The sequence below is a fragment of the Enterobacter quasiroggenkampii genome (genome assembly GCF_043972695.1).
In the GTDB taxonomy this organism is placed as follows: Bacteria; Pseudomonadota; Gammaproteobacteria; order Enterobacterales; family Enterobacteriaceae; genus Enterobacter; species Enterobacter quasiroggenkampii.
In genome coordinates this window covers 906528-933486 of record NZ_CP143745.1, presented here as the reverse complement: position 1 = coordinate 933486, position 26959 = coordinate 906528, and the positions used below count along the sequence as shown (strand labels likewise).

Below are 26959 nucleotides of genomic sequence, written 5' to 3'. Positions count from 1 at the left end.
CACACCGTCATCATGACATTTTATGCTATTTGATCGGGTGTATTGTGTTCACTGATTTATAAATAATCAGCCGCCACCACCGTTTTTCCTCGCCCCAAATGCTTAGCCTCATATAACGCTTTATCAGCACGCCTTAGCAAGGCTGAAGTATCCCGCTGTTCCCCGCGGACTTCCACGACCCCTGCGCTAAACGACAGCGACAGCGTTCTCTCGCCCACTATCAGCGGATGAGTTTGCAAAACGGTGCGCAACCTGGCGGACAGTTGCGCAGCGCCATTACCGTCAGTTTGCGCCAGAAGGAGCAAAAATTCCTCCCCTCCCACGCGCCCTAATGCGGAGCCTGAAGGGGCCAACTCACGGATAGCATTACAGAAGTGAAGAAGCGCCGCATCGCCCACCGGGTGTCCCCACTCGTCGTTGATCTGTTTGAAAAAATCCAGGTCAAACATCAGGACGCAAAAATGGCTGTTAGCCTCCTGCCTGGCACTGGTGGCCAGCGCAAGCTCCAGCTGCTGCAAAATCGCCGACCGGTTAAAGCAGCCGGTGAGATCGTCAGTGGTGGCTTTAACTTCGAGCTGCTGTTCGGCTTTTTTCCGCTCGGTGATATCCAGCCCAATATTGAGGATAGAGTTGTCCGGCAACAGAATGTTTGACCACAGCACCGTCAGCGGGGTGCCGTCTTTGCGTAGCGGATGCCATTCATACATATCCTTCAGCGGCGAGACATTGACCGACTCTCTTACCCGCCGCCGCTCTTCCGGATCGGGATAAAACAGCGAAAGCGGATCGGCATGTTCCGCGATCTCCGCCATCGTCCAGCCGAATACTTTTTCACATTCGGCATTCCACAACACGCAGCGGTTAAATTTGTCGAAAGAGTTCATTAAAACCGGGGCGCGTTCAAAGAGCGTCTTATATTGCGTCACGACGCGCTGCATTTCCTGCGCCGTTTTTTCTCGGGCAATAATTTCCGCAAAATAGTCTTTTAATTTTTCGACCAGCACCACGACGATATTTTTCAGAATCGGCAAAGAAGAAAGCCTTTCTTCGAACGCTAAAAAGAAATAACCGCTGCAGTGCCAGTTTTGAGTTGAAAGCTTGCACAGCACACCGCTTTGCAGTTGCGCATAGCCCGGGTGCTGAGGAGGAAATAACGTGCGGCCAATATTCTCTTTCCAGTAAACCACCCGCCACGATCGATGATGTCGCTGAAGCAGCGTGTTCGCCAGGAAATCGGCCACGTCGAGGGGATGGCAGGTCATCTCCCCGGCGGACACCACGCGCTTCAGCCCGTCATCACCGTTAACGCTGACCCAGGCAAGACTTGCGCCCAGCGCGCGACTGATGGTCGCCAGCATGTCGGCCAGAGAACATTGAGCATGAAGCTGGGGCATTAGCTTAGCCAGCGCATGCAACGCCTGCATGCTGTCATTAACAATCTCACGTCGGTTTTCTTTCATTTTTTTCGCTGATTATCAGGCGATAAACCGGACGCAACTTTCTTCAGATTCGAAAAATCGACAAACCAACGCGCAGGCTGAATCTCAGCGTAGCGAATTAAAAACAACGTTGTGTGTAATTAAAAACGTACAAAAAAATAAAAAAATAATGAAATTCAAAAACCTGAAAGGTTAGCTGCGAGTAAAATTAATTGTCCACTCAAGCATAAGCCATAGGGTTATTGCTGTAAACATTGTACAGCGTGCGTCCTTTTGCATCAGTTTTGCTATCTTAATGAATTCATTATAAAGAGTGCGGGAACTGGGGAACTTAGCCAGCAAAGATATATTTTCACTCAGGCACCCACTGATTCTCGGCAACTATGAATCGCTCGTTTTTCATCATCCCGGGACTGGCGAATAAAACAGCAAACGTGATATAGTTCACACAACTTATGTAACGAAAAAATTCTGTTTCATTCAGTTCGTCTGTTTTATAGAGGATGGGTTTTATGGCAACCATTACTACCAGCATGGTACTCCTGCGCTGGCCTTTGTTGAGTGCGGTACTGATGTTTTTGGCCAGCACGCTGAACATTCAGTTTCGTAAATCTGACTACGCGGGTCTCGCTGTCATCAGCACGCTGTTGGGGCTGGGGGCTGCCTGCTGGTTTGCAACGGGTCTGCTTGGCATTACCCTGCTGGATATGGCTGCCGTCTGGGAAAATATCAAAGTGGTGATGGTTGAGGCGATGAGCCACACGCCACCAGACTGGCCGATGGTGATTACCTGATCCCTTATGGAATAAAAAAACCCAGACGATGTCTGGGTTTTTTGTTTGGGGAACGCGGAAATCAGAACGGAATGTCGTCGTCGAAATCCATTGGCGGTTCGTTAGACGGTGCAGGAGCAGACTGCTGCTGCGGGCGAGACTGCGCGCCGCCGCTGAACTGGTTGCCACCCTGCGGCTGCTGAGGCTGGCCCCAACCGCCCTGCTGCTGGCCGCCACCTGCTGGTGCGCCACCGCCCTGACGGCCACCCAGCATCTGCATGGTGCCGCCGACGTTAACCACCACTTCCGTCGTGTACTTCTCAGCACCGGACTGATCGGTCCATTTGCGGGTGCGCAGCTGGCCTTCGATATAGACCTGAGAACCTTTACGCAGATACTCGCCAGCCACTTCGGCCAGTTTGCCAAACAGCACAACGCGGTGCCATTCGGTCTGCTCTTTCATCTCACCGGTCGCTTTATCACGCCAGGATTCGGAAGTAGCCAGCGTAATGTTGGCAACTGCGCCACCACTCGGCATGTAGCGTACTTCCGGGTCCTGGCCCAGATTACCGACGAGAATCACCTTGTTTACGCCTCTGCTGGCCATGTTCGTGTCTCCTGAATACGTTTCTTAATAGTGTAAACGCGCGAGTGTACCATTTCCATGCTGCACTTTGATAGTTGCGTAGCACGTTCCAGAGTTCTCCCGCAACTCCACATTGTTACACAGCGAATCAGAAAATGCATTCCAATACTGTATATTCAAACAGGTCAAATTGTGTCATAATTAGCCGTTTCTGACAGCCGTTTGTCCTTCAAACAAACCAGGCAATCCGTGTTCCAACCGGGAAAGGTGAATGGATAAGATCGAAGTTCGGGGCGCCCGCACCCACAATCTCAAGAATATCAACCTGATAATCCCTCGCGACAAGCTGATTGTCGTGACCGGGCTGTCGGGGTCTGGCAAATCCTCACTGGCTTTCGACACCCTGTATGCCGAAGGACAGCGTCGTTACGTTGAATCACTCTCTGCGTACGCGCGTCAGTTCCTGTCGCTGATGGAAAAACCGGATGTCGACCACATTGAAGGGTTGTCCCCTGCTATCTCTATTGAGCAGAAATCCACCTCGCATAACCCGCGTTCAACAGTCGGTACCATTACCGAAATCCATGACTACCTGCGTCTGCTGTATGCCCGCGTGGGTGAGCCGCGCTGCCCGGACCACGACGTCCCGCTGGCGGCACAGACCGTGAGCCAGATGGTGGACAACGTCCTGTCGCAGCCGGAAGGCAAGCGCCTGATGCTGCTGGCGCCGATCATCAAAGAGCGTAAGGGTGAGCACACCAAAACGCTGGAAAACCTGGCAAGCCAGGGTTATATCCGCGCCCGTATTGACGGCGAAGTGTGTGACCTGTCCGATCCGCCCAAGCTGGAACTGCAGAAGAAGCACACCATCGAGGTGGTGATTGATCGCTTTAAGGTGCGTGACGATCTCGCCACGCGTCTCGCAGAATCGTTTGAAACGGCGCTGGAACTCTCCGGCGGCACGGCCGTGGTCTCCGACATGGACGACCCGAAAGCGGAAGAGCTGCTCTTCTCCGCCAACTTTGCCTGCCCGATTTGCGGCTACAGCATGCGCGAGCTGGAACCACGCCTGTTCTCGTTCAACAACCCGGCGGGCGCCTGCCCGACGTGTGACGGCCTGGGCGTGCAGCAGTATTTCGATCCGGACCGCGTGATCCAAAATCCGGAGCTTTCTTTGGCGGGCGGCGCCATTCGCGGCTGGGACAAGCGTAACTTCTATTACTTCCAGATGCTGAAGTCGCTGGCGGAGCACTACAAGTTCGACGTGGAAGCGCCGTGGGCCAGCCTGAGCCCGAACGTACACAAAGTGATCCTGTTCGGCTCTGGCAAAGAGAACATCGAGTTCAAATACATGAACGATCGCGGTGATACCTCCGTGCGTCGCCACCCGTTCGAAGGGGTGCTGCACAATATGGAGCGCCGCTACAAAGAGACCGAATCCAGCGCGGTGCGCGAAGAGCTGGCGAAGTTCATCAGCAACCGCTCCTGCGCCACCTGCGAGGGCACACGCCTGCGTCGCGAAGCGCGCCACGTGTTTGTGGAAAATACGGCGCTGCCGACCATCTCAGACATGAGCATCGGTCACGCGATGGACTTCTTCAATAACCTGAAGCTCTCTGGCCAGCGCGCGAAAATCGCCGAAAAAGTCCTGAAAGAGATTGGCGATCGCCTGAAGTTCCTGGTGAACGTCGGCCTGAACTACCTGACGCTTTCCCGCTCGGCAGAAACGCTCTCCGGGGGGGAAGCTCAACGTATTCGTCTGGCGAGCCAGATTGGTGCGGGCCTGGTGGGCGTGATGTACGTGCTGGACGAGCCGTCAATCGGCCTGCACCAGCGTGATAACGAACGTCTGCTCGGCACCCTGATTCACCTGCGTAATCTCGGTAACACGGTGATTGTGGTCGAGCACGACGAAGACGCAATCCGCGCCGCAGACCACGTGATCGACATCGGCCCGGGTGCCGGCGTCCACGGTGGCCAGGTGGTGGCGGAAGGGACGCTGAATGACATTATGGCGGTGCCCGAGTCGCTGACCGGCCAGTACATGAGCGGCAAGCGCAAGATTGACGTCCCCAAACAGCGCGTGGCAGCGGATCCGGAAAAAGTGCTGAAGCTGACCGGCGCGCGCGGCAACAACCTGAAAGACGTCACCCTGACCCTGCCCGTCGGGCTGTTTACCTGTGTCACTGGCGTGTCCGGCTCCGGTAAATCCACGCTGATCAACGATACGCTGTTCCCGATTGCACAGACCGCGCTAAACGGTGCGACGCTGGCAGAGCCGGCACCGTACCGCGACATTCAGGGGCTGGAGCATTTCGATAAAGTTATCGATATCGACCAGAGCCCGATTGGCCGTACGCCGCGCTCTAACCCGGCAACCTATACCGGCGTTTTCACGCCCGTACGTGAACTGTTTGCCGGTGTGCCGGAAGCGCGTTCACGCGGGTATACGCCAGGGCGTTTCAGCTTTAACGTACGCGGCGGCCGCTGCGAAGCGTGCCAGGGCGATGGCGTGATCAAGGTTGAGATGCACTTCCTGCCGGATATCTACGTGCCGTGCGACCAGTGCAAAGGCAAACGCTATAACCGCGAAACGCTGGAGATTAAGTACAAGGGCAAGACCATCCACGAAGTGCTGGACATGACCATCGAAGAGGCGCGCGAGTTCTTTGACGCCGTTCCGGCGCTGGCGCGTAAGCTGCAGACGCTGATGGACGTCGGCCTGACCTACATTCGTCTGGGGCAGTCCGCCACGACGCTGTCCGGCGGTGAAGCGCAGCGCGTGAAGCTGGCGCGCGAGCTGTCAAAACGCGGTACTGGCCAGACGCTGTATATCCTGGATGAGCCGACCACCGGTCTGCACTTTGCCGACATCCAGCAGCTGCTGGACGTGCTGCATCAACTGCGCGATCAGGGCAACACTATCGTGGTCATCGAACATAACCTGGACGTGATTAAAACCGCGGACTGGATTGTCGATCTCGGCCCGGAAGGCGGCAGCGGCGGCGGTGAAATCCTCGTCTCCGGTACGCCAGAGACCGTTGCAGAGTGCGAAGCCTCGCACACCGCGCGCTTCCTTAAACCGTTGCTGTAATTGTCACACGGAGAGCTGCTGTCGGGTCGTTTCCGGCAGCAGCTCAACCGCCTGCTGATAGGATGCGTCCACCAGGTAGTAAATTTGTGAGCCTGGAATCGATCCATCCAGATAGACGGTGCTCCAGTGCGCCTTATTGAGGTGCTGGCTCGGCCTCACGTCATCATGCTGCTGACGGAGTAAATCGGCCAGTTCAGGGCTGGTTTTCAGCGATGCCGCAGGACGGCCTTCCACCTCTTTCACCATCGCAAACAGCACATCCCCCACCTTAACCTGCGTGGCCTTCCAGTCGCTGTGGACGCTCTGCTCCGCGCCGGGCTTGCTCATGCAGTACTGAAGTATCTCCGAAATTGTCATCTTTATTCCCCTTGTAGCGTGGCGATAATTTTACGCGAACCACCGTGAATGCGATGCTCTCCCAGCCAGATCCCCTGCCACGTTCCCAACAGCAGCCGCCCGTTGTGGACCGGCAGCATCAACGATACGCCCAGCAAAGAGGACTTAATATGCGAAGGCATATCGTCTGCCCCCTCATAGTCATGCTCGTAAGGGGCGTTGTCCGGGACGCTCTTCAGAAAATGCCGCTCCATGTCAGACCGGACGGTGGGATCGCAATTTTCATTCAGCGTCAGAGAGGCAGACGTATGCTGAAGCAGCAGATGCAGCAAACCCGTTCTGACGCGCGACAGGTCGCGGAGTTGCCCGATGACTTCATCCGTCACCAGGTGAAATCCGCGTGGCTTCGCGCTTAAGGTCAGGGTCTGTTGGTACCACATAAGCTGCTCCGTGATGAAAGATGAATCTTTCTAAGTGTGCAGCAAGAAGACGAAAGGTAAAACCCGCAGCAGCGAGATTTGATTAAAAAAGAGTCAAACTCGCTGCCAGGGACTCAGTACTCCGAGTTGACGATCACCTCTTCGCCAAACTTTCCGGCCATCGGCAGCGGTCGATAGGTAGAGTTAGACGCGCGTAACACCCTGATCCCTCTGGCTCCTGCATCCTGCGCGGCGGTAATGTCGTTATCCGAATCGCCATAAAACACTTTGATGTTTTTCTTTTCCAGCCACTGGATTTTGGTGTTTTGCCCCTCTTTGTCACCGGCAAAAATGACCGGGTTCATGTTGGCTGCCGGGATCTGGAAATCGTCCTGCAGGGTTCTGGAGACGGTTTCCGTTTTGGTCTGGCTACGACCGGTGACGAAATAAATACTGTCGCCACGCTTAACATGCATAGCAATTACCGCCCGGGCGACCTCTTTCGGAATGCTGTACTCGTCCCAGCCGTTATTCATTTTTTCCCAGAACTCCGGGTTCTTCAGATACGCTTCGCTGTCGGGAGAATACATTTTTTTGCCGCGCCAGAATCCTGGGCTTGAGAACAAGACGGTATCGTCAATATCGAAGCCCACGGCCATTGGTGGCCGCCCCATCAGGCTGTTTTCGATTTGGGCCACGGAAACCCAGTGAATGGGCGCCTGCTCGGCAAGAATGGCGGCGGTAGTGCCGGTGTAAAGCGGCGTCGGGGCGGAAGCTCGCGCGACGACGGCGCTGTTAAGTGAGAACAATAAGCAGGCGGCGCTGAGCGCCAGTGTGATCTTGCGCATATTTTCCCCTGAATATTCAGCTTGTTATCGTTTTATTTTGAGTGAATGGTCAAAAAACTATCCGACCATAACCCCAGCGGGAGGTGAAGGGAAGGAGTTTTTGCTTATGAAGCGGAATAAAAAGAAGACGATCACAAAGCGCAGCGCCACCGGGCAATGACTGGCACCGGCGCGAACAAAAAAGCCGGGTGGCGGCTGCGCCTTACCCGGCCTACATATAGCATGCAAGTAAGTGAATACTTACATTACGGAGGCAAACGCCTGCGCCACGCGATGAACGTTGCCGGCATTCAGGCCCGCCACGCACATACGGCCGCTGGCGATCAGGTAGACGCCGAACTCTTCGCGCAGGCGATCGACCTGCGCCGCGCTCAGTCCGGTATAGCTGAACATCCCGCGCTGCTTGAGCAGATAATCAAAGTTATGCCCAGGCACAGCCTCTTTCAGGACATTAACCAGCTCCTGACGCATCGACAGGATGCGCTTACGCATCGCCTCCACTTCGCCAAGCCAGGACGCTTTCAGCGTTTCGTCACCGAGAACCGTTGCCACCACCTGCGCACCAAAGTTTGGCGGGCTGGAGTAGATACGGCGCACCGTCGCTTTCAGCTGACCCAGCACGCGGCTGGCTGCTTCGGCGTCTTCACATACCACGGAAAGACCACCAACGCGTTCACCGTACAGGGAGAAGATTTTAGAGAAGGAGTTACTCACCAGAACAGGCAGCCCGGCGCTGGCAGCGGCGCGAATGGCATAGGCGTCTTCTTCCATACCCGCGCCAAAGCCCTGATAGGCGATATCGAGGAATGGGATCAGGTTACGGGCCTTCAGCACCTCAATCACCGCATCCCACTGAGCATTGGTGAGATCGGCACCGGTCGGGTTATGGCAGCACGGATGCAGCAGCACAATACTGCGCTCCGGCAGGGTGTTCAGTTTTTCCAGCAGCGCATCAACGCGCACGCCGTTAGTTTCACTGTCAAACCACGGATAGGTCGCCACCTTAAAGCCCGCGCCCTCGAAGATCGCAACGTGGTTTTCCCACGTCGGGTCGCTGACCCACACGCCTGAATCCGGGAAATATTTTTTCAGGAAGTCTGCGCCCACTTTCAGCGCACCCGAGCCGCCCAGCGTCTGGATGGTCGCCACGCGTTTTTGCGCGAGCACCGCGTGATCGGCGCCGAACAGAAGCGGTGCGATGGTGTTGCGATAAGCGTTTAGCCCTTCCATCGGCAGATACAGAGAAGCGCCGTGTGGAACAGCGTTCAGACGCGCTTCGGCTTCAGCTACGGCTTTTAATTGAGGAATAATGCCATCCTCGTTGTAATACAGACCGATGCTGAGGTTCACTTTGTCGCTGCGAGGATCTTCTTTAAAACGCTCCATTAAGGAGAGGATAGGGTCGCCGGCATAGGCGTCAACTTTCTGAAACACGCGATGGTTCTCCGGAATTCGATGAGGCAGGGATTTCAACAATAAACCGGAAGCAGGTGAAGGTCGAGTGCGATATCAGGCCAGACACTCGATATATCGGCAAATGCAATCGATTCGCTCAGGCACCGAGCCCTGCACGCGCAGAAAAGGAATGTTTCGTTGTGATAGCTCTGCTTCATACCATACCTGCTGTCTGTGGCGAAACGCCTCCCCATGCCGGGTGCCATCCTGCACAAACGGAAAATCATCTCCGCAAAGTACGACCAGTGCATAGTCTCGTTCAGCAAGCGCCATTAACGCCTGCGGCGCGCTGCCAAACTGATCGAGCGCGTAAAACAGGGTCGTTAAAGGGGACGTATCACAGACCAGATAAGGCGCCGTGCAGGCTAATTCTTCCCGACGCACCTGCTCGCGGGCAATATGCAGCAAATCCTCCAGATCAAGGATGCCGTTCTTCTTTTCCCAGTGTTCACGACCATACTCTGCAACGTACGGAACGTTTAGCGTTTGCGCCAGTGCCTTTGCAAGCGTACTTTTGCCCGTCGATTCTCCACCTAATAAGCAGATACGAAAAACAAAGCTGCGATACACCTCAGGGGACATCATCTTGCGATAACGATGAACATCAGAGCGGATGAGCGTTCCCGATGGAGCTTCTGGTCCCTGTTGACGCTGGAGACGCACGTGCGCAACCGGTCGTCCGAAACGCTGGCTCAGGACAGTGGCAAACCCGTCTCCATAGTCTTCGGCAGTAAATACCGCCTCTGGCTGACAATGCAGAATGTCCTCACATAGCGTTGCAACATAATGCCGGTGAAGATCGTCATCAGCGTCATTCGGTGGCGGTGGCGCAAGGCCATATGAAGCCAACACTTGCGGCGAAAGCACGAGGTGGCGACATTGTGGGAAGCGCGTTGTTAACCAGTTAAGCCGCTTTTCAGGTTCGTAACCGCGTATTTCCGGCGACGAATAGCTGATGATACAGACCGTCTCGCACTGCTCAAGTGCCGTATTGATAAGCGCTTCATGGCCCGCATGTAATGGTGCGAATTTGCCTACCACCAGGCCGTTGGCATACAGCGTCATTGCGCACGGATCTCCTTGCGCCACTGATACAGTCCGTGCCACGCATTAAACCAAAACACCAGATATAAACCGGCGGTCAGATACAGTTCTCTCGTCGCGTACAGCGGTACTGCCAGCGTGTTAACGGCAAGCCAGATGTACCAGTTTTCCAGACGCCGTCCCATCAACATAAACTGAGCAAGAATGCTGAATGTCAAAATGATGGAGTCCAGCCAGGGGGCCCATGCATTGGTATAGAGATGCAATATCCACCCGTACGCCGCTGCTACGCTTACGGCGCAGGCTAAAAGCATAAAAAAATGTCCCGGTCTGGTACGACGAACAGGCAAGACCTCTCCATGATTGCCTTTAAGCCAATGCAGCCAGCCGGTTATGCTCGTTATGATGAAAAAGAACTGAAGGGTAACGTCAGCATAAAGCTGAACAGAATAGAACACCCAGGCATAAAGCCCGCTACCAATGATACCTATCCACCACGTATGGATATTGTTTCTGGCGGCCAGCCAGACGGAGAGAGCATAGGCCAGACACGCAGCGATTTCTGAAGGGGACATTATCCTTCCCTGGAATAAAATGTTAGTCGACGTACTTCATCGCCACCCGAGACGTCAGGCGGGTAATAAGTTCGTAAGCACTCACTTTCGTGATTTCAGCAATACGTTCAACGGGTAAACCTTCCCCCCACATCACCACATCGTCGCCGGGTTTATCCTGGGCTTCAGGACCCAGATCGACACAAATCATGTCCATCGCCACGCGGCCAACGATCTTCACTTCGCGACCGTTGACCAGCACCGGCGTACCCGTGGGTGCAGCGCGCGGATAGCCATCGCCATAGCCCATCGCCACGACGCCGAGGCGGGTATCACGCTCGCTGATCCAGGTGCCGCCGTAGCCCACCGGCTCACCGGCTTTGTGTTCGCGCACGGCAATCAGAGTAGACACCAGAGACATGACTGGCTGAAAACCCATGTCCGGCCCCCAGGGTTTATTCTCCAGCGGCGACACGCCGTAAAGAATGATGCCCGGTCGCGCCCAGTCGAAATGCGACTGCGGCCACAGCAGGATCCCGCCGGATGCGGCGATCGAGCGCATCCCCGGCTTGCCTTCGCAGAAGGTATTAAAAATATCCAGCTGCCGCTCGGTCGCACCGCACTCGGGCTCATCGGCACGGGCGAAGTGGCTGACAATATTCACCGGCTGACGCACGTTTTTGCACCGGCATAAACGCTGATAAAACGCTTCGGCGCTTTCCGGACGCACGCCCAGACGATGCATGCCCGTATCAAGCTTCATCCACACGGTCACCGGCTCGCTCAGCTCAGCGGTTTCCAGTGCGGCCAGCTGTTCTTCGTTGTGTACCGCCGTGTGCAGATGCTGATCTGCGATGGTTGGCAGATCGGTGGCTTCGAAAAAGCCTTCGAGGAGCAGAATCGGTTGGGTAATCCCCCCCGCGCGCAGGCGGAGGGCTTCTTCAAGACGGGCGACGCCAAAGGCGTCGGCATCGGGGAGCGTTCGCGCGGTCTCAAGAAGACCGTGTCCGTAAGCGTTCGCTTTCACGACTGCAACGAGCTTGCTGGCGGGTGCCAGTTCACGCAGACGTTGCAGGTTGTGTCGCAGAGCGCGGCGGTTAATCACAACAGTTGCCGCTTGCATTTGAATTCCTTAGAAATTACTCATCATCATATTGAGGACCGGCATAGTTGTCGAAACGCGACCACTGTCCGTTAAAGGTCAGACGTACCGTCCCGATCGGACCGTTACGTTGTTTACCAATAATAATTTCGGCGATCCCTTTCAGGTCGCTGTTCTCGTGATAAACCTCATCACGGTAGATAAACATGATTAAGTCGGCATCCTGCTCGATGGAGCCGGATTCACGCAGGTCGGAGTTGACCGGGCGCTTGTCAGCACGTTGTTCCAGAGAACGGTTAAGCTGCGACAGCGCCACCACCGGCACGTGCAACTCTTTGGCTAACGCCTTGAGCGAGCGGGAAATTTCGGCGATTTCCAGCGTACGGTTGTCGGAGAGCGACGGGACGCGCATCAGCTGAAGGTAGTCGATCATGATAAGGCCGATACCGCCGTGTTCACGGGCGATACGACGCGCGCGGGAACGGACTTCCGTCGGCGTCAGGCCGGAAGAGTCATCAATATAGATGTTACGTTTTTCCAGCAGAATGCCCATGGTGCCGGAGATGCGCGCCCAGTCCTCATCGTCGAGCTGGCCGGTACGGATGCGGGTCTGGTCCACGCGCGACAGCGATGCCAGAGAACGCATCATGATCTGCTCAGAGGGCATCTCAAGACTGAAAATCAGTACCGGCTTATCCTGCAACATCGCCGCATTTTCGACGAGGTTCATCGCAAAGGTCGTTTTACCCATCGACGGACGCGCCGCGACGATAATCAAATCCGACGGCTGCAGACCGGCGGTTTTCTTGTTGAGATCGTCATAGCCGGTGTTTACCCCGGTCACACCGTCGTGCGGCTGCTGGAACAGCTGTTCGATACGGGCGACGGTGGCGTCGAGGACATCGGCGATGTTTTTGGGGCCTTCGTCTTTGTTGGCGCGGCTTTCGGCGATTTTGAAGACGCGGGACTCGGCAAGGTCGAGCAGGTCTTCACTGGTGCGCCCCTGCGGATCAAAACCAGCTTCGGCGATCTCATTCGCCACCGAGATCATCTCGCGGACAACGGCACGTTCACGCACGATGTCGGCATAAGCGCTGATGTTTGCCGCACTTGGCGTGTTTTTTGACAGTTCTGCCAGATAGGCAAACCCGCCGACGCTGTCCAGCTGTCCCTGACGCTCCAGCGATTCCGCGAGGGTGATCAGGTCAATTGGGCTACCCGACTCCTGCAGGCGCGCCATTTCGGTAAAGATATGACGGTGCGGACGGGTGTAGAAATCCTCAGACACCACGCGCTCGGCGACGTCGTCCCAGCGTTCGTTATCCAGCATTAAACCGCCCAACACCGACTGTTCCGCTTCAATCGAGTGCGGCGGGACTTTTAACCCTGCGACCTGGAAATCACGCTCGCGAGGTTCAGTCTGTTTGTTGAAGGGTTTGTTTCCTGCCATAGTGAATGGAGTTACCGAGATAAAGAGTGGGTCGAAAGATTACCACATTCTGGAGGAAGCATGGCAACACGTATTGAATTTCACAAGCATGGTGGCCCTGACGTACTCAACGCGGTGGAGTTCACCCCCACCGCGCCTGGCGAAAACGAAGTGCAGGTTGAAAACAAAGCCATCGGCATAAACTACATCGACACCTATATTCGCGGCGGGCTCTACCCGCCTCCGTCGATGCCAAGCGGACTGGGCACCGAGGCAGCCGGTGTCGTCATCAAAGTGGGCAGCGCGGTTAAGCATCTTAAAGAGGGCGACCGCGTGGTGTATGCGCAATCTGCGCTGGGCGCTTACAGCTCCGTCCACAACGTCCCGGCGGATAAAGCCGCCCTGCTGCCTAACGCCATCTCCTTTGAGCAGGCGGCAGCCTCCTTCCTGAAAGGGTTAACCGTTTACTACCTGCTGCGTAAAACCTATGAAATTAAACCCGATGAGCAGTTCCTGTTTCATGCCGCGGCGGGTGGCGTCGGGCTCATCGCCTGTCAGTGGGCAAAAGCGCTGGGCGCAAAACTGATCGGCACCGTGGGCAATGCCCAAAAAGCGCAGCGCGCACTGCAGGCGGGCGCCTGGCAGGTGATTAACTACCGTGAAGAGAGCATCGTCGAACGGCTGAAGGAGATCACAAGCGGCAAAAAGGTGCGCGTCGTGTATGACTCGGTTGGGAAAGACACCTGGGAGGCATCGCTGGACTGCCTGCAGCGTCGTGGGCTGATGGTGAGCTTCGGAAACGCCTCAGGTGCTGTCACCGGCGTGAATCTCGGCATCCTGAACCAGAAAGGCTCGCTGTACGTCACGCGCCCTTCCCTGCAGGGTTACATCACCAACCGGGAAGAACTTGAGGAAGCCAGCAACGAGCTGTTCTCGCTGATCGCCAGCGGCGTCATTAAGGTGGATGTGGCAGAAGCGCAGAAATACCCGCTAACCGATGCGCAGCGTGCGCATGAGGTGCTGGAGAGCCGGGCAACGCAGGGGTCGAGTTTGTTGATTCCCTGAGCCCCAAAAAGAAATTGGGCTTCCCGTGGGAAGCCCTTTCTTTTTTTAGTTCGGCTGTATGTAGGGTACAGCGCGATGAATTCTTTAACGGCAGTCATAGTGACAGATTCGATAAGTAAATCCTATTCTGTTCTAAGCCATGCTGCCGGAAAAGTTACAACTCTGTGACGAACCCCTCAATACCTTAGTAACGGAAGCGGTTATTGCGCTGATAACTGGGCACTTTTGGCGATTTAATCGCCCGTATCACCCACACCACCGCCACGGCCAGCAGTAACCACGGCAGCAGTTTGATCGTCAGGGCAAACAATCCGCCAATAAACATGACGACCGTCGCCACCACGATAGCCGCCAGAATGCCGAGCAGCGAAATGCCCGTTGCTAACAGCATGACAAAAAAGCCAATCACAAAAAGTAGTTCCAGCATGGTGCTCTCCCACGAGTTCCCGAATGATGCTGCAAACATTACAAGAATCATGCCAGACATAACCTGTTGTTCTTAAAGCAAAACGCCCCGCGAGAATTCGCAGGGCGTGGTGAATTTGACGAATTTTTAGCAAAAGTTATCGCTTGTCTGCCACCAGTCGCAGCGCATGTTCCAGCACCTCGATATCGGCACCGGCTTTATGTGCGTTTTCGCTCAGGTAGCGACGCCACTGACGCGCGCCCGGAATGCCCTGGAACAGCCCAAGCATATGGCGGGTGATATGGCCGAGATACGTACCGTTGCTCAGCTCGCGCTCAATGTAAGGATACATCGCCCGCACGACGGCAACCGGATCGGTGTCTGCACCTTCGATGCCAAAGATTTCGCGATCGACCGTCGCCAGAATGCCCGGGTTCTGATACGCCTCGCGCCCAACCATCACCCCATCCATATGTTCAAGGTGCGCTTTGGCCTCTTCCAGCGACTTGATGCCGCCGTTAATGGACATGGTCAGATGCGGGAAGTCACGCTTCAGCTGATACACGCGCGGGTAGTCCAGCGGCGGGATTTCACGGTTCTCTTTCGGGCTCAGGCCGGAGAGCCAGGCTTTTCGCGCATGGATGATGAACATCTCGCATTCACCCTTTCCGGAGACCGTATTGATGAAATCGCACAGAAATTCGTAGCTGTCCTGGTCGTCAATCCCGATACGGGTTTTGACCGTCACCGGAATGGAAACGACATCACGCATCGCCTTGATACAGTCCGCTACCAGCTGGGCATTCCCCATCAGGCAGGCACCGAACATACCGTTTTGCACACGGTCGGACGGACAGCCAACGTTCAGGTTGATCTCGTCGTAGCCGCGCGCTTCCGCCAGCTTCGCACACTGCGCCAGCGCGGCCGGATCGCTGCCGCCCAGCTGCAGGGCAACCGGATGCTCTTCTTCGCTATAGGCCAGATAGTCGCCCTTCCCGTGGATGATTGCGCCCGTGGTCACCATTTCGGTGTACAGCAACGTATGGCGGGAGAGCTGGCGCAGGAAATAGCGGCAGTGTCTGTCCGTCCAGTCGAGCATCGGCGCAATGGAAAAACGGTGTGCAGGGAAAGCGGTCTGTAATTCTGACGACATGGCGAAGTTTTAAGCATCTGGTGGAAAAGGGGCGCTACTATAGCACAAAGAAAAGCCGGAGGCGCAGCGCCTCCGGATGACTTTAGAACGTCATGCTCAGCTGAGCCCCTGCGCCCCAGGTTTCGTCTTCACCGTACAGGCCCATCAGGTCAACATGCACGGTGCTAAACGGCGCGAAACCGACACCGCCGGTAAAGACATTACTGTCGTTACCCTTCACGTCGGCACGATAACCCGCACGCACCGCCAGCCAGCTCAGCGGTGTCACCTCGGCACCGACACCCACGTACTGCGACGTATCTTCACTCTTGAAGCCTTTGGTTTCCGTCAGATCGCCATCGGCGGTCAGCGTCACCAGATCGTTGTGCCAGGCGGCACCGGCGGTCACCAGCGGACGGATCTGGTAGGTGTCTTTATAGCTCACCACTTCTCCCGTACGGCCATTGCGGATACGGATATCTTTGGTGTCGATATCACGCGACATCAGGTTTTGTCCGCTTACGCCAACGGTCCAGTTTTCGCCGAAATCGGCCGCAATACCGGCATCCACGTTGAAGCCCGTATCGTCAGTACGGTAGCGGCTGTCGTTCCACTTGTTACTGTCGTAATCGTAGATTGACGTGGTGTAGTTATAGACCCAGGTTTTTTGCAGTTTTGGTGTTACGCCCACGGAAACCGGGACGCCGCCGAGATCAAACTGACGGGCAACGGCAACACCGTAGTCGGAGACAATCGCCGCCCGGCCGGACGCCGTTGAGTTGAGGTTCTTAGTGATCTGATCCGTACCGTTCAGCGCAGCATCCAGCGCAACACCGGCCGCCACCACATTACTTCGTTGAATACCACGCAGATAATCAATGTCTTGCTGATCGATAGACGAGCTCACCCGGCCATGTGCATAACCTTTCGCCATGAAGGCGACGGAAAGGACATCGTTAGGGATACTCACCGCAAGCCCTGCACCAGCCGTTGCGCGTGCGGTTTTGCCTTTGAGATAGTCCAGCTCATCGGCCAGATCTTTGGCCGCGCCCTGGAATTGATTAATGGAACCTAACGGATTGGTGATAATTTCTCGTGGCGTGAGATTATCAACCACATCCTTGTAGTGATTGATTTTGTCATTGATGTTATCAATCTCGTCCTGAAGATTGTCTTCATCCGTCACCTGCACCCCAACGGCTGGCAAGATGACCGTCACATCATCGTCCGGTTTTGCCTTTGCCAGCAGCGCCGGGTTGATTAACGCCCCACTGCCATAGCTTCCCGACGCCACGCCGGTGCCACCCATGGCGTCGCTGCGTGATTCTGTCCAGGTATTGGCTGCTCCCGCCTGATTTGCCATAAACAAGGAGACAGCAATGCTAACCACCGAAAATTTAAAATTTTTTTTCACAGTATGCCCGTTATAGTCTGTTATGAAATAACCCCTGTCTGTTATCACCCAAACAGGAACGAACTATTGCTGTGAATAAGTAGTAAAAGACCCGCTATTTCTTTCCCTAAGTAAAACTCCCTTACGGCCTGTTATATTTTGTGACGGCCCTCAATATTTATAGAAGAGGAAATTATTTTTTCCCAGGTTTTCCATCATGCGGCCCAAAAAACTGTGGGGGATGGTCTACCCAGCGATCTTCCCGCGTGGCGGCATACTCAGGGTTGAGCGGATAGTAGATGCGGTTGTGCTTCTTGTTGGCCTCGCCAACGACCAGTAACCGAACCTCGTCGTCCGTGTTGTTGATAAAGGTATGACAGATGCCGGTTCCGGCGGGAAAACCTACACTGTCGCCAGGCTCCAGCTTCCACAAGTAGCCGTTAATCCAGGCTTCAGGGTAACCTTCGAGCACGTAAATAAACTCTTCTTCGTCGCTCTCCGCATGCGGATAGGACGTTCTGCGCCCCGGCGGCAGGCGCTCATGATGGATGCCAATACGCCCGAGTCCAAGCCTGCGAGCCAGCGGTGCGCCGATAGAGAACAGCTCATCGCTGTCGGGGTAGGTCGAGTCATCCGCGCCTTCCACGTCGCGCCAGTGCCGAATACAGTCAGGTCTTTTCATTATGCATCTCCCGGTTTGCGATGGGTCAGGTATAGCACAGACTGGCGGATCTCGGTGTTTTTAGCAGAACATGATAAAGTGGGGGTTTTCCGTCCTATAACATCCGGGGTGCTACATGGATAAGTCCACAAAAGAGCTGTTAGCGCAGGCCGAAAAGCTGTGTGCGCAACGCAATGTGCGCCTGACTCCGCAGCGCCTTGAAGTCTTACGCCTGATGAGCCTGCAGCAGGGTGCCATCAGCGCCTACGATCTGCTGGATCTGCTGCGCGAAAGCGAGCCGCAGGCAAAGCCGCCAACGGTCTATCGCGCACTGGATTTCCTGCTTGAACAAGGTTTTGTGCACAAGGTGGAATCCACTAACAGCTATGTGCTGTGCCATCTGTTCGATCAGCCCACCCACACATCGGCGATGTTTATCTGTGACCGCTGCGGCGTGGTGAAAGAAGAGGCTGCGGAAGGCGTGGAAGATATTATGCATACGCTGGCAGCGAAAATGGGTTTTGCCCTGCGTCATAACGTGATTGAGGCGCACGGGCTCTGTTCCGCGTGCGTGGAGGTGGAAGCCTGTCGTCATCAGGACGCGTGTCAGCACGACCACTCTATTCTGGTGAAGAAAAAGCCGCGTTAACGGCAAAAGAAAAGGCGGCTTAGAGCCGCCCTGTGGGTTATTCAGCGTTACCAGCGGTAGTCGTTGCGTTTTTCCCAGTCGCCCACTTCTTTTTCCGCCTGGTCTTTTGCGTAGCCGTAACGTTCCTGAATTTTACCGACTAGCTGATCGCGTTTACCTTCGATGACGGTCATGTCGTCATCCGTCAGCTTACCCCACTGTTCTTTCGCTTTACCTTTGAACTGCTTCCAGTTGCCGCCGATTTCGTCTTTATTCATCATCGTGTCCTCTTCGTTAAGCGTCGGGTCGTAACGTCCGTTACGTTCTTTTCTGCTGGACGTGATAATTATTGTAGTTAAGGATTCCGTGGTTAATTTCATATTCGGAATCTTTAACCGTCACGATATATCGGAGCGTGGGGGAAACCAGGTATTGTTTTGCCAGTGTCGATGCCAGATAAACGCCAGCGACAACCCGCGCAGTGAGAGGAAGACGGCCAGGGCCAGCCACAAACCATGATTCCCCAGCCAGGGGAGCGTCAGCAGCGTCAGGCCAAACCCGGCCGCCGCGACGGCCATGCTGTTACGCATTTCGGCCCCGCGCGTCGCACCAATAAACATGCCGTCCAGCAGATAACACCAGACGCCAACCACCGGTAAAACGACTTGCCAGATGAGATAGTGGCTCGCCAGCTCGCGTAGCGCAGGGAGAGAGGTAAGCAATGCAACGATCTGCTCACCAAAGCAGGCGTAAACCAGGCCAAATGCCAGCGCCACCAGTCCCGACTGACGGCAGGCTGCCCGCCAGACATCCCGTAGCTGCCCGCTTTCGCGCGCCCCGTACGCCTGCCCGGAATGCGCTTCAACCGCATAGGCAAAACCGTCCAGCGCGTAGGCGGTAAATGTCAGCAACGTCATCAATACTGCGTTGACCGCGACGATGTCTGGCCCCAGTCGAGCCCCGAAAACCGTCAGTGCCCCGAAGCAAAGCTGGAGAAGAAGCGAGCGCAGCATGATGTCACGGTTGAGGGCCAGCAGCTTACGGATATTGCCGCGCCATGCGGTTTTGAGCAGCGCCAGGGAGATCCCGCGCATGGCCAGTACCCGCCAGACCATCCACAAGCCAATGATAAAGGTCCCGTATTCGGCAATCGCCGTCGCCAGCGCCGCACCCCGCACGTTCATATGCAGACCCATGACCAGCCAGACATCCAAAACGATATTGAGCAGGTTACCCACCACCAGCAAAATCACGGGCGCACGGGCGTACTGCACGCCCAGTAGCCACCCCAGCAGAACCAGGTTAGCCAGCGATGCGGGCGCGCTGAGCCAGCGGATTTCAAGGAAACGTCGCGCCTGCTCTAATACCGCCTCGCTGCCGCCAACAATATGAAGCGCAAGATCGATCAGGGGTGCCCGCAATAAAACGATGAACGCACCCGCGCCAAGCGCGAGGATCAGCGGCTGCACCAGCGCGCGCGCCAGACGCAGCGGATCTTTCGCGCCATAAGCCTGTGCGGTAAGACCGGTAGTGCTCATGCGCAAAAAGAGCAGCAGCATAAACAGGAAGCTGGTTGCCGTCGCGCCAATCGCCACGCCGCCAAGATAAACCGGTGAATCAAGATGGCCTATAACGGCAGTATCGACCAGTCCCAGCAAGGGCACGGTAATATTGGAGAAAATCATCGGCAGAGCAAGACGCCACAATGCCTTATCGGATGCCGTCAGCAGTGACATGAAAGATACCGGGAGTGGGGAATGAATCAGGCTACAGCGGTGCCATAGCCTGTGAGGAAGAGGTTACAGCCATTCACCGTTGCGAATCACCCCGACCGCCAGTCCTTCGATAGAGAAGTTCTGTTCGCGGAGATCGACCACAATGGGTGAAAACTCGCTGTTTTCAGGCAGCAACTGTACGCTGTTACCCTGTTTTTTCAGACGCTTAACGGTCACTTCGTCATCAATGCGCGCCACCACCACCTGGCCGTTTCGCACATCCTGTGTTTTATGCACCGCAAGCAGATCGCCATCAAGAATACCGATGTCTTTCATCGACATGCCGCTGACGCGCAGCAGGAAGTCAGCGCTCGGTTTGAACATGCCAGGATCGACCTGGTAGTGACCTTCAATATGCTGCTGAGCCAGTAAAGGCTCACCGGCAGCAACACGCCCTATCAGCGGAATGCCCGTCTCTTCTTCCACCAGCAGGCGGATACCCCGTGACGCGCCCGAGACAATCTCAATCACGCCCTTACGCGCCAGCGCTTTCAGGTGTTCTTCGGCAGCATTTGGAGAACGGAAACCCAGACGCTGCGCGATTTCCGCACGCGTGGGTGGCATACCCGTCTGGCCGATATGATCCCGGATGAGATCAAACACCTCTTGCTGCCTGGTCGTTAACGCTTTCATTCCGCCCCCTGGGTGTATATACAGTTATGCTGTGAGTATATACAGTCAAAGGCGATTTTGGAACCAAAAACTGCACAAAAAACCAGGGACTTAATTATTCCTCGAGGCTCATCGGAAATGTGACCAAAGCAGCGTGACCCAGGTGATAACGGCAGTGATAATCGCCAGCAACACGGCAGCAGAGCCCATGTCTTTTGCACGGCCAGAAAGCTCATGGAAATCGGAACCAATGCGATCCACAACGGCCTCAATAGCGCTATTAAGAATTTCCACTATCATCACCAGAAGAACGGAACCGATAAGCAGTACGCGGGTAATCGCATCAACATCAAGGAAACAGGCGACGATCACCGCGATGATAGCGGCGACGCCCTCCTGGCGAAAGGCGGCTTCGTTGACCCATGCGGCACGGAAACCTTTCCATGAATAGCCGGCGGCTTTGATGATACGTGTTAACCCAGTGGTATTATTGGCCATTAAAAGAACCTTTTTTAAAAAAGAGCGTCAGTAACAGGAGCCGTAGCGCGTTTCGCTACAGCCTGAAGTATGACGGGTAACAACAGAAATTTTGCGCGCTTTCTGTTATCCTTGCGCCGCAATTGCATTATTAACCAGAGGCTTTACATCGTTTATGTCCGGCTGGCCACGAATTTACTACAAATTACTTAATTTACCATTAAGCATCCTGGTAAAAAGCAAGTCTATCCCAGCAGAACCCGCGCTGGAATTGGGGCTCGATACGTCACGCCCCATTATGTACGTTTTGCCTTATAACTCGAAGGCTGACTTACTGACGCTTCGCGCCCAATGTCTGGCGCATGACTTACCTGACCCGCTTGAACCGCTGGAAGTTGACGGTACGCTGCTGCCGCGCTACGTGTTCATTCACGGTGGACCGCGCGTGTTTACCTATTACACGCCAAAAGAAGAGTCCATCAAGCTGTTCCATGACTATCTCGACCTGCACCGCAGCAATCCCGATCTGGATGTGCAGATGGTGCCGGTATCGGTGATGTTTGGTCGTCGTCCGGGCCGTGAAAAAGGCGAAGAGAATCCGCCGCTGCGCATGCTTAACGGCATCCAGAAGTTCTTCGCGGTCTCCTGGCTGGGACGCGACAGCTTTGTGCGTTTCTCCCCTTCCGTTTCGCTGCGTCGCATGGCGGACGAGCACGGCACCGACAAGATCATCGCGCAAAAACTGGCGCGCGTGGCGCGTATGCACTTCGCCCGTCAGCGCCTGGCTGCCGTAGGACCACGCCTCCCGGCTCGTCAGGATCTGTTCAACAAGCTGTTGGCCTCCAAAGCGATTGCCCGCGCCGTTGAAGATGAAGCGCGCAGCAAGAAAATTTCGCATGAGAAAGCCCAGCAGAACGCCATTGCGCTGATGGAAGAGATTGCAGCGAACTTCTCTTACGAGATGATTCGCCTTTCTGACCGTATTCTCGGCTTTACGTGGAACCGCCTCTATCAGGGCATTAACGTCCATAACGCCGAGCGCGTGCGTCAGCTGGCGCATGATGGCCATGAGATTGTCTATGTCCCCTGCCACCGCAGCCACATGGACTACCTGCTCCTTTCCTACGTGCTCTATCATCAGGGGCTGGTACCACCGCACATCGCAGCCGGTATCAACCTGAACTTCTGGCCAGCAGGTCCGATTTTCCGCCGCCTGGGCGCGTTCTTTATTCGTCGTACCTTCAAGGGCAACAAGCTCTACTCCACCGTGTTCCGCGAGTATCTTGGCGAGCTGTTCAGCCGCGGCTATTCCGTGGAGTACTTCGTGGAGGGCGGTCGTTCCCGTACCGGACGTCTGCTCGATCCGAAGACCGGCACGCTGTCGATGACCATCCAGGCGATGCTGCGCGGAGGTACCCGTCCGATCACGCTAGTGCCTATCTACATCGGCTACGAGCACGTGATGGAAGTGGGCACGTACGCGAAAGAGCTGCGTGGTGCGACCAAAGAGAAAGAGAGCCTGCCGCAGATGCTGCGCGGCTTGAGCAAGCTGCGCAATCTCGGTCAGGGCTACGTGAACTTCGGTGAGCCGATGCCGCTGATGACGTACCTGAACCACCACGTTCCGGAGTGGCGCGAGTCCATCGATCCTATCGAAGCGGTGCGTCCGGCCTGGCTGACGCCAACGGTTAACGGCATCGCATCCGAGCTGATGGTGCGCATTAACAACGCCGGTGCGGCTAACGCCATGAACCTGTGCTGTACGGCACTTCTGGCTTCACGCCAGCGCTCGCTGACCCGTGAACAGCTCACGGAGCAGCTGGATTGCTATCTGGATATGATGCGTAACGTGCCGTATTCGGTTGATTCGACCGTGCCTTCTGCAACCGCCAGTGAACTTATCGATCACGCGTTGCAGATGAACAAGTTTGAAGTCGAAAAGGACACGATCGGCGACATCATCATTCTGCCGCGCGAGCAGGCAGTGCTGATGACCTACTACCGCAACAACATCACGCATATGCTGATGCTGCCGTCGCTCATGGCCGCCATTATTACCCAGCATCGTCATATCTCCCGTCAGGAGCTATTGCGCCATCTTGAGACCATCTATCCGATGCTGAAAGCGGAGCTGTTCCTGCGCTGGAGTAAGGATGAGCTGGCGACAGAACTGGATAAGATGACGGAAGAGATGCGTCGCCAGGGGCTGATTACCCTGAACAACGACGAGCTGCACATCAATCCGTCACGCTCCCGCACCCTGCAGCTGCTGGCGGCCGGTGCGCGCGAAACGCTGCAGCGCTACGCCATTACGTTCTGGCTGCTGAGCGCGAATCCGTCTATCAACCGCGGTACGCTGGAGAAGGAGAGCCGGACGCTGGCCCAGCGCCTGTCCGTTCTGCACGGCATTAACGCCCCTGAATTCTTCGACAAAGCGGTCTTCAGTTCCCTGGTGCTGACGCTGCGTGATGAAGGCTTCATCAGCGATACGGGTGATGCTGAGCCGGAAGAGACGCTGAAGGTGTACCAGATGCTGGCAGAGCTGATTACCTCGGACGTGCGCTTGACGATTGAGAGCGCCACGCAGGGTGAGTAACACAATGCCGGGTTATGGCCCGGCCTGACGCCCTGGATAATAAAAAGGCCCGGTAAGCGCTGACGCTACCGGGCCTTATTTTTAGCCTTGTTAAATCACCGCATTTAGCTGAGCAGCGTAAAGGCAATCATCCCGACAATTGCACCCGTCGTGCCGAGAATGGTTTCCATCAGCGTCCAGGTTTTCAGGGTTTGCGCTTCGGTGGCGCCGGTAAACTTACCGAACAGCCAGAAGCCGGCGTCGTTAACGTGAGAGACCACAATCGAACCGCCCGCGATACAAATAGAAAGCGCGGCCATCTGGGCACCGGAGTAGTTCAGCTGTTCAATCACCGGCATCACCAGACCCACGGCCGTTAAACACGCCACGGTAGCAGAACCCTGGATGATACGTACCGCCGCAGCCAGCACAAAGCAGGTCACCGCAATCGGCAGGCCCATCCCGGTCAGCGCTTCACCCAGAGCCGGGCCCACGCCGGAATCCACCAGCACCTGCTTGAACACGCCGCCTGCACCGATCACCAGCAGGATAATCCCCGCAGGCTGCAGCGCCGCACCGCAGATCTCCATCACCCGGTCTTTTGGCATCCCCTGACGCATCGCCAGGCCGTAAATCGCCACCAGGCACGCCACCAGAATCGCCGTGAACGGGTGACCGATGAACTCAAACCACTCGTAGGCAGTGGACCCCACCGGCACAAAGCGCGCAGCGATGGTTTTCAGACCCACCAGCACCAGCGGCAGCAGGATCAGCGACAGGCTGAAGCCGAAGGATGGCATTTTGCCCTCGCCCAGGTGCGGCTCGGTGATGTCATCCGGAATATGCAGCTCAACGTAACGGCTGATGAAGTTGCCCCACAGCGGGCCGGCGATAATCATCCCCGGGATTGCCGCGCACAGGCCAATCAGAATCATCCAGCCAAAGTCGGCGTGCATCTGGGATGCCAGCAGCATCGGGGCGGGTCCCGGCAGCAGAAACGCCGCAGCCGCCGCCACGCCCGCAAACAGCGGAATGACCAGCTTCACGAGGTTAGTACCGGTATGGCGCGCCATAGAGAATGCGACGCTTATCAGCAGCACAACGGCCACTTCGAAGAACAGCGGCAGCGCGCAAATCAGACCGGCCAGACCAATCGCGTAGTGCGCACGGCTGTGGCCAAAGGATTTCAGCATCTTGACGGCAATCTGGTCGACCGCACCCGTCTCGTGCAAAATCTTGCCAAACATCGCGCCCAGCGCGACCACAATCGCCAGGAAGCCCAGCGTACCGCCCATCCCTTTTTCCATCGTAGCGGCGATCTTGTCGAGCGGCATACCGGAAAAGAGACCAGCACCAATAGAAACCACCATCAAAGCAACAAAGGCGTGCATACGCGCCTTCATCACTAAAAACAGCAGCAGCAATACCGAACCCACTGCTGTCAAAACTAGCGTTAATGTACTCAAAACTTACTGCCTTTTATTAATGACCTCGATGGTGCTGGCAACAACACCCTCCAGTGACTGATCGATATCAACCACTAAGACGTCTTTCTCGTCTTCACCCGGCTCCTGCAGCGCTTCAAACTGCGTCACCAGCATCTGGGTTTTGAAGAAGTGTCCTTTACGCGCCTTCAGGCGGCTTTCAATCACCTCGAAATCCCCTTTCAGGTAGATGAAAGAGAGGTTCGGATTGCCGTCACGCAGCAGATCGCGATAGGTTTTTTTCAGCGCGGAGCAGACGATCAGGGAGACTTTGTTGGTGCGCTGCATCGCGAACGCGGCGTCATTCAGCGCCTGCAACCACGGTTTGCGGTCGTCATCGTTCAGCGGCTCGCCGGAGGCCATTTTCATGATGTTGCTGCGCGGATGGAGGAAGTCGCCATCAAGAAACGCAGCCTGGAGTTGATGCGCCACTTCGCTGGCCACGGCTGATTTCCCGCTACCGGAAACGCCCATCAGGACGTAGACGTGGTGATCGTGATTAGTCGTGCTCAAAGGGTGTCCCTCAGTCAATTGTTACGGGTAACAGTTATCGGTAACATTGTCCTGCTGGGGCAAAAGAGAAGCAATATCCAAACGTGCGCGAAGTGAATAAGTGTGAGCTACTTCAAATTTGTCAGTTCAAATAGATCCACCCGGTGACAAGGTGAAACCTAAATCTAACATTTTCGGGGTCACCGTCTCGCCACGAATGCGCGCCAGCAGGCGTTCTGCGCCAATACGGCCCATACGTTCACGCGGCGTCAGGACGCTCGCCAGACGCGGCTCCATCACCTGGCCAATATCGTGGCCGTGGAAACCGGCGATCGCCATATCATCAGGGATCTTCAGCCCCAGACGCTGACACTCAAATGCTGCGCCGACCGCAAGGTCATCGTTGGTACAGAAAATACCGTCCAGTTGCGGATACTCGCGTCGTGCCTGACGCATCAGCTCAATACCCGACGTATAGGAAGAGGACTGCTCCACCATCACGCTGTACGGGGTTAAGTTCGCGTCGAGCATCGCCTGCTCGTATCCCTTCTGTTTGATGATAGTACGTTCATCAAGACGCGCACCCAGATAGGCGATATGACGATGCCCGCGGGCGATGATGGCCGCCGTCATCTGACGCGCCGCTTCGAAGTTATCAAACCCCACGGCGATGTCGAGGCACGGCGACTGGCTGTCCATCAGCTCCACGACTGGGATACCGGCCACTTCAATCATTTTGAGCGTCCGGGCAGTGTGGGTTCGTTCGGTTAAAATCAGGCCGTCAATGTTCCAGGAAAGCATCGATTCAAGACGTTCCTCTTCAAGTTCCGGCTTGTACCCGTAGTGGGCGAGCATGGTCTGGTAGCCAAACGCATCGGTAACGCTTTCGATTCCACGTAATACTTCGGCGAAAACCTGGTTGGTCAAAGAAGGAAGCAGAACGCCCACCGCGCGGCTGGTCGCATTGGAGAGAATATCGGGCGCGCGGTTGGGGATATAACCCAGTTCATCAAGGGCAGCGGCAATCTTGCCACGTAACGCCACGGAAACCTGTTCCGGGTTACGTAAAAAACGGCTGACCGTCATTTTGGTCACACCGACGCGATCGGCGACATCCTGAAGTACGGGGCGTTTCTTTTTCATCGTCCTGAGAAATCTTGAAGTGAGAGATTTGCTCAGT

26 protein-coding genes are annotated in these 26959 nt (G+C 55.7%); 5 read left to right on the top strand and 21 right to left on the bottom strand.

The features are described from left to right. Positions 1-56: 56 nt before the first annotated feature. Entirely contained in the window at positions 57-1460 is a 1404-nt protein-coding gene (locus V1572_RS04435) for a sensor domain-containing diguanylate cyclase (RefSeq protein ID WP_048226456.1), read from the bottom strand. A 491-nt stretch (positions 1461-1951) separates the two neighbouring features. Between V1572_RS04435 and V1572_RS04430 the strand changes: the two genes are divergently transcribed. Continuing rightward, complete coding sequence (locus tag V1572_RS04430) at positions 1952-2233, top strand: YjcB family protein (RefSeq protein WP_045261050.1); 282 nt, start codon at positions 1952-1954, stop codon at positions 2231-2233. A gap of 61 nt (positions 2234-2294) precedes the next feature. On the opposite strand, the gene ssb1 is transcribed toward V1572_RS04430, so the two are convergent. After that, on the bottom strand, positions 2295-2819 hold the full coding sequence (gene ssb1, locus V1572_RS04425) for a single-stranded DNA-binding protein SSB1 (protein ID WP_008503384.1): 525 nt from the start codon (positions 2817-2819) through the stop codon (positions 2295-2297). A gap of 250 nt (positions 2820-3069) precedes the next feature. Here ssb1 and uvrA point away from each other — a divergent pair, with 250 nt between their 5' ends. Beyond that, positions 3070-5892, top strand: coding sequence for an excinuclease ABC subunit UvrA (gene uvrA, locus V1572_RS04420; protein ID WP_048226453.1), 2823 nt, complete (start codon positions 3070-3072; stop codon positions 5890-5892). Between the two features lie 3 nt (positions 5893-5895). Here uvrA and V1572_RS04415 read toward each other — a convergent pair whose 3' ends face one another. From V1572_RS04415 to dnaB, 8 genes are all read right to left on the bottom strand, one after another. After that, positions 5896-6249 carry an MmcQ/YjbR family DNA-binding protein gene (locus tag V1572_RS04415; protein ID WP_008503382.1) on the bottom strand — a complete coding sequence of 118 codons (354 nt, stop codon included), beginning with the start codon at positions 6247-6249 and terminating at the stop codon, positions 5896-5898. 2 nt (positions 6250-6251) lie between these two features. Beyond that, positions 6252-6668 carry a secondary thiamine-phosphate synthase enzyme YjbQ gene (locus V1572_RS04410; RefSeq protein WP_045909174.1) on the bottom strand — a complete coding sequence of 139 codons (417 nt, stop codon included), beginning with the start codon at positions 6666-6668 and terminating at the stop codon, positions 6252-6254. Between the two features lie 113 nt (positions 6669-6781). Continuing rightward, positions 6782-7495: an acid phosphatase AphA gene (gene aphA, locus V1572_RS04405; RefSeq protein ID WP_045909173.1), complete on the bottom strand. Its 714-nt coding sequence runs from the start codon at positions 7493-7495 to the stop codon at positions 6782-6784. 240 nt (positions 7496-7735) lie between these two features. After that, entirely contained in the window at positions 7736-8929 is a 1194-nt protein-coding gene (gene tyrB, locus V1572_RS04400; RefSeq protein ID WP_048226451.1) for an aromatic amino acid transaminase, read from the bottom strand. A gap of 75 nt (positions 8930-9004) precedes the next feature. Beyond that, on the bottom strand, positions 9005-10015 hold the full coding sequence (locus V1572_RS04395) for an AAA family ATPase (protein ID WP_048226449.1): 1011 nt from the start codon (positions 10013-10015) through the stop codon (positions 9005-9007). Continuing rightward, positions 10012-10569, bottom strand: a complete 558-nt coding sequence (gene pnuC / locus V1572_RS04390) for a nicotinamide riboside transporter PnuC (RefSeq protein WP_023293520.1) — start codon at positions 10567-10569, stop codon at positions 10012-10014. The genes V1572_RS04395 and pnuC overlap by 4 nt, the downstream gene beginning before the upstream one ends. A 22-nt stretch (positions 10570-10591) precedes the next feature. Next, positions 10592-11671: an alanine racemase gene (gene alr / locus V1572_RS04385; protein ID WP_048226447.1), complete on the bottom strand. Its 1080-nt coding sequence runs from the start codon at positions 11669-11671 to the stop codon at positions 10592-10594. A 16-nt stretch (positions 11672-11687) separates the two neighbouring features. After that, positions 11688-13100, bottom strand: a complete 1413-nt coding sequence (dnaB, locus tag V1572_RS04380; protein ID WP_008503375.1) for a replicative DNA helicase — start codon at positions 13098-13100, stop codon at positions 11688-11690. A 60-nt stretch (positions 13101-13160) separates the two neighbouring features. Between dnaB and V1572_RS04375 the strand changes: the two genes are divergently transcribed. After that, a complete protein-coding gene (locus V1572_RS04375; protein ID WP_048030224.1) occupies positions 13161-14144 on the top strand; it encodes a quinone oxidoreductase in 984 nt (327 codons plus the stop codon). Between the two features lie 184 nt (positions 14145-14328). On the opposite strand, the gene pspG is transcribed toward V1572_RS04375, so the two are convergent. From pspG to V1572_RS04355, 4 genes are all read right to left on the bottom strand, one after another. Next, positions 14329-14571 (bottom strand): envelope stress response protein PspG, encoded by a 243-nt coding sequence (gene pspG, locus V1572_RS04370; protein WP_008503373.1) that lies wholly within the window; start codon positions 14569-14571, stop codon positions 14329-14331. Between the two features lie 136 nt (positions 14572-14707). Next, the gene (gene dusA / locus V1572_RS04365) at positions 14708-15703 is read right to left on the bottom strand and encodes a tRNA dihydrouridine(20/20a) synthase DusA (protein WP_032623124.1); all 996 of its coding nucleotides are present in this window, start codon (positions 15701-15703) and stop codon (positions 14708-14710) included. An 82-nt stretch (positions 15704-15785) separates the two neighbouring features. Further along, complete coding sequence (locus V1572_RS04360; RefSeq protein ID WP_048030222.1) at positions 15786-17096, bottom strand: conjugal transfer protein TraF; 1311 nt, start codon at positions 17094-17096, stop codon at positions 15786-15788. Positions 17097-17268: 172 nt separating this feature from the next. Then, positions 17269-17757, bottom strand: a complete 489-nt coding sequence (locus V1572_RS04355; RefSeq protein WP_048030220.1) for a cupin domain-containing protein — start codon at positions 17755-17757, stop codon at positions 17269-17271. Positions 17758-17872: 115 nt separating this feature from the next. Here V1572_RS04355 and zur point away from each other — a divergent pair, with 115 nt between their 5' ends. Continuing rightward, positions 17873-18385, top strand: a complete 513-nt coding sequence (gene zur, locus V1572_RS04350; protein ID WP_008503369.1) for a zinc uptake transcriptional repressor Zur — start codon at positions 17873-17875, stop codon at positions 18383-18385. A 47-nt stretch (positions 18386-18432) separates the two neighbouring features. Here zur and V1572_RS04345 read toward each other — a convergent pair whose 3' ends face one another. The 4 genes from V1572_RS04345 to V1572_RS04330 all read right to left on the bottom strand — a co-directional run bounded on the left by V1572_RS04345 (position 18433) and on the right by V1572_RS04330 (position 21249). Further along, the gene (locus V1572_RS04345) at positions 18433-18642 is read right to left on the bottom strand and encodes a CsbD family protein (RefSeq protein WP_014830284.1); all 210 of its coding nucleotides are present in this window, start codon (positions 18640-18642) and stop codon (positions 18433-18435) included. 120 nt (positions 18643-18762) lie between these two features. Beyond that, positions 18763-20100 carry an MATE family efflux transporter DinF gene (gene dinF / locus V1572_RS04340; RefSeq protein WP_252077957.1) on the bottom strand — a complete coding sequence of 446 codons (1338 nt, stop codon included), beginning with the start codon at positions 20098-20100 and terminating at the stop codon, positions 18763-18765. Positions 20101-20163: 63 nt separating this feature from the next. Beyond that, on the bottom strand, positions 20164-20772 hold the full coding sequence (gene lexA, locus V1572_RS04335; protein ID WP_045909165.1) for a transcriptional repressor LexA: 609 nt from the start codon (positions 20770-20772) through the stop codon (positions 20164-20166). Positions 20773-20880: 108 nt separating this feature from the next. Then, positions 20881-21249: a diacylglycerol kinase gene (locus V1572_RS04330; protein ID WP_021242750.1), complete on the bottom strand. Its 369-nt coding sequence runs from the start codon at positions 21247-21249 to the stop codon at positions 20881-20883. A 154-nt stretch (positions 21250-21403) separates the two neighbouring features. Here V1572_RS04330 and plsB point away from each other — a divergent pair, with 154 nt between their 5' ends. Then, positions 21404-23824: a glycerol-3-phosphate 1-O-acyltransferase PlsB gene (gene plsB, locus V1572_RS04325; protein WP_021242749.1), complete on the top strand. Its 2421-nt coding sequence runs from the start codon at positions 21404-21406 to the stop codon at positions 23822-23824. Between the two features lie 104 nt (positions 23825-23928). Here the strand turns inward: plsB and gntU are convergent, their stop codons facing one another. The 3 genes from gntU to gntR form a co-directional block, all read right to left on the bottom strand. Then, complete coding sequence (gene gntU / locus V1572_RS04320; protein WP_014833577.1) at positions 23929-25269, bottom strand: gluconate transporter; 1341 nt, start codon at positions 25267-25269, stop codon at positions 23929-23931. A gap of 3 nt (positions 25270-25272) precedes the next feature. Continuing rightward, a complete protein-coding gene (gene gntK, locus V1572_RS04315; protein WP_008503362.1) occupies positions 25273-25800 on the bottom strand; it encodes a gluconokinase in 528 nt (175 codons plus the stop codon). A 126-nt stretch (positions 25801-25926) separates the two neighbouring features. After that, on the bottom strand, positions 25927-26922 hold the full coding sequence (gntR, locus tag V1572_RS04310; RefSeq protein WP_021242747.1) for a gluconate operon transcriptional repressor GntR: 996 nt from the start codon (positions 26920-26922) through the stop codon (positions 25927-25929). Between the last annotated feature and the right edge of the window lie 37 nt (positions 26923-26959).

Coding starts and splice junctions, on each gene's coding strand:
- V1572_RS04430 (WP_045261050.1), top strand. CDS start 1,952: ATGGCAACCATTACTACCAGCATGGTACTCCTGCGCTGGCCTTTGTTG.
- V1572_RS04415 (WP_008503382.1), bottom strand. CDS start 6,249: ATGACAATTTCGGAGATACTTCAGTACTGCATGAGCAAGCCCGGCGCG.
- V1572_RS04355 (WP_048030220.1), bottom strand. CDS start 17,757: ATGAAAAGACCTGACTGTATTCGGCACTGGCGCGACGTGGAAGGCGCG.
- aphA (WP_045909173.1), bottom strand. CDS start 7,495: ATGCGCAAGATCACACTGGCGCTCAGCGCCGCCTGCTTATTGTTCTCA.
- pnuC (WP_023293520.1), bottom strand. CDS start 10,569: ATGTCCCCTTCAGAAATCGCTGCGTGTCTGGCCTATGCTCTCTCCGTC.
- V1572_RS04345 (WP_014830284.1), bottom strand. CDS start 18,642: ATGAATAAAGACGAAATCGGCGGCAACTGGAAGCAGTTCAAAGGTAAA.
- pspG (WP_008503373.1), bottom strand. CDS start 14,571: ATGCTGGAACTACTTTTTGTGATTGGCTTTTTTGTCATGCTGTTAGCA.
- V1572_RS04395 (WP_048226449.1), bottom strand. CDS start 10,015: ATGACGCTGTATGCCAACGGCCTGGTGGTAGGCAAATTCGCACCATTA.
- V1572_RS04375 (WP_048030224.1), top strand. CDS start 13,161: ATGGCAACACGTATTGAATTTCACAAGCATGGTGGCCCTGACGTACTC.
- dinF (WP_252077957.1), bottom strand. CDS start 20,100: ATGTCACTGCTGACGGCATCCGATAAGGCATTGTGGCGTCTTGCTCTG.
- alr (WP_048226447.1), bottom strand. CDS start 11,671: ATGCAAGCGGCAACTGTTGTGATTAACCGCCGCGCTCTGCGACACAAC.
- V1572_RS04330 (WP_021242750.1), bottom strand. CDS start 21,249: ATGGCCAATAATACCACTGGGTTAACACGTATCATCAAAGCCGCCGGC.
- dusA (WP_032623124.1), bottom strand. CDS start 15,703: ATGTCGTCAGAATTACAGACCGCTTTCCCTGCACACCGTTTTTCCATT.
- V1572_RS04435 (WP_048226456.1), bottom strand. CDS start 1,460: ATGAAAGAAAACCGACGTGAGATTGTTAATGACAGCATGCAGGCGTTG.
- zur (WP_008503369.1), top strand. CDS start 17,873: ATGGATAAGTCCACAAAAGAGCTGTTAGCGCAGGCCGAAAAGCTGTGT.
- dnaB (WP_008503375.1), bottom strand. CDS start 13,100: ATGGCAGGAAACAAACCCTTCAACAAACAGACTGAACCTCGCGAGCGT.
- plsB (WP_021242749.1), top strand. CDS start 21,404: ATGTCCGGCTGGCCACGAATTTACTACAAATTACTTAATTTACCATTA.
- ssb1 (WP_008503384.1), bottom strand. CDS start 2,819: ATGGCCAGCAGAGGCGTAAACAAGGTGATTCTCGTCGGTAATCTGGGC.
- V1572_RS04410 (WP_045909174.1), bottom strand. CDS start 6,668: ATGTGGTACCAACAGACCCTGACCTTAAGCGCGAAGCCACGCGGATTT.
- gntR (WP_021242747.1), bottom strand. CDS start 26,922: ATGAAAAAGAAACGCCCCGTACTTCAGGATGTCGCCGATCGCGTCGGT.
- uvrA (WP_048226453.1), top strand. CDS start 3,070: ATGGATAAGATCGAAGTTCGGGGCGCCCGCACCCACAATCTCAAGAAT.
- lexA (WP_045909165.1), bottom strand. CDS start 20,772: ATGAAAGCGTTAACGACCAGGCAGCAAGAGGTGTTTGATCTCATCCGG.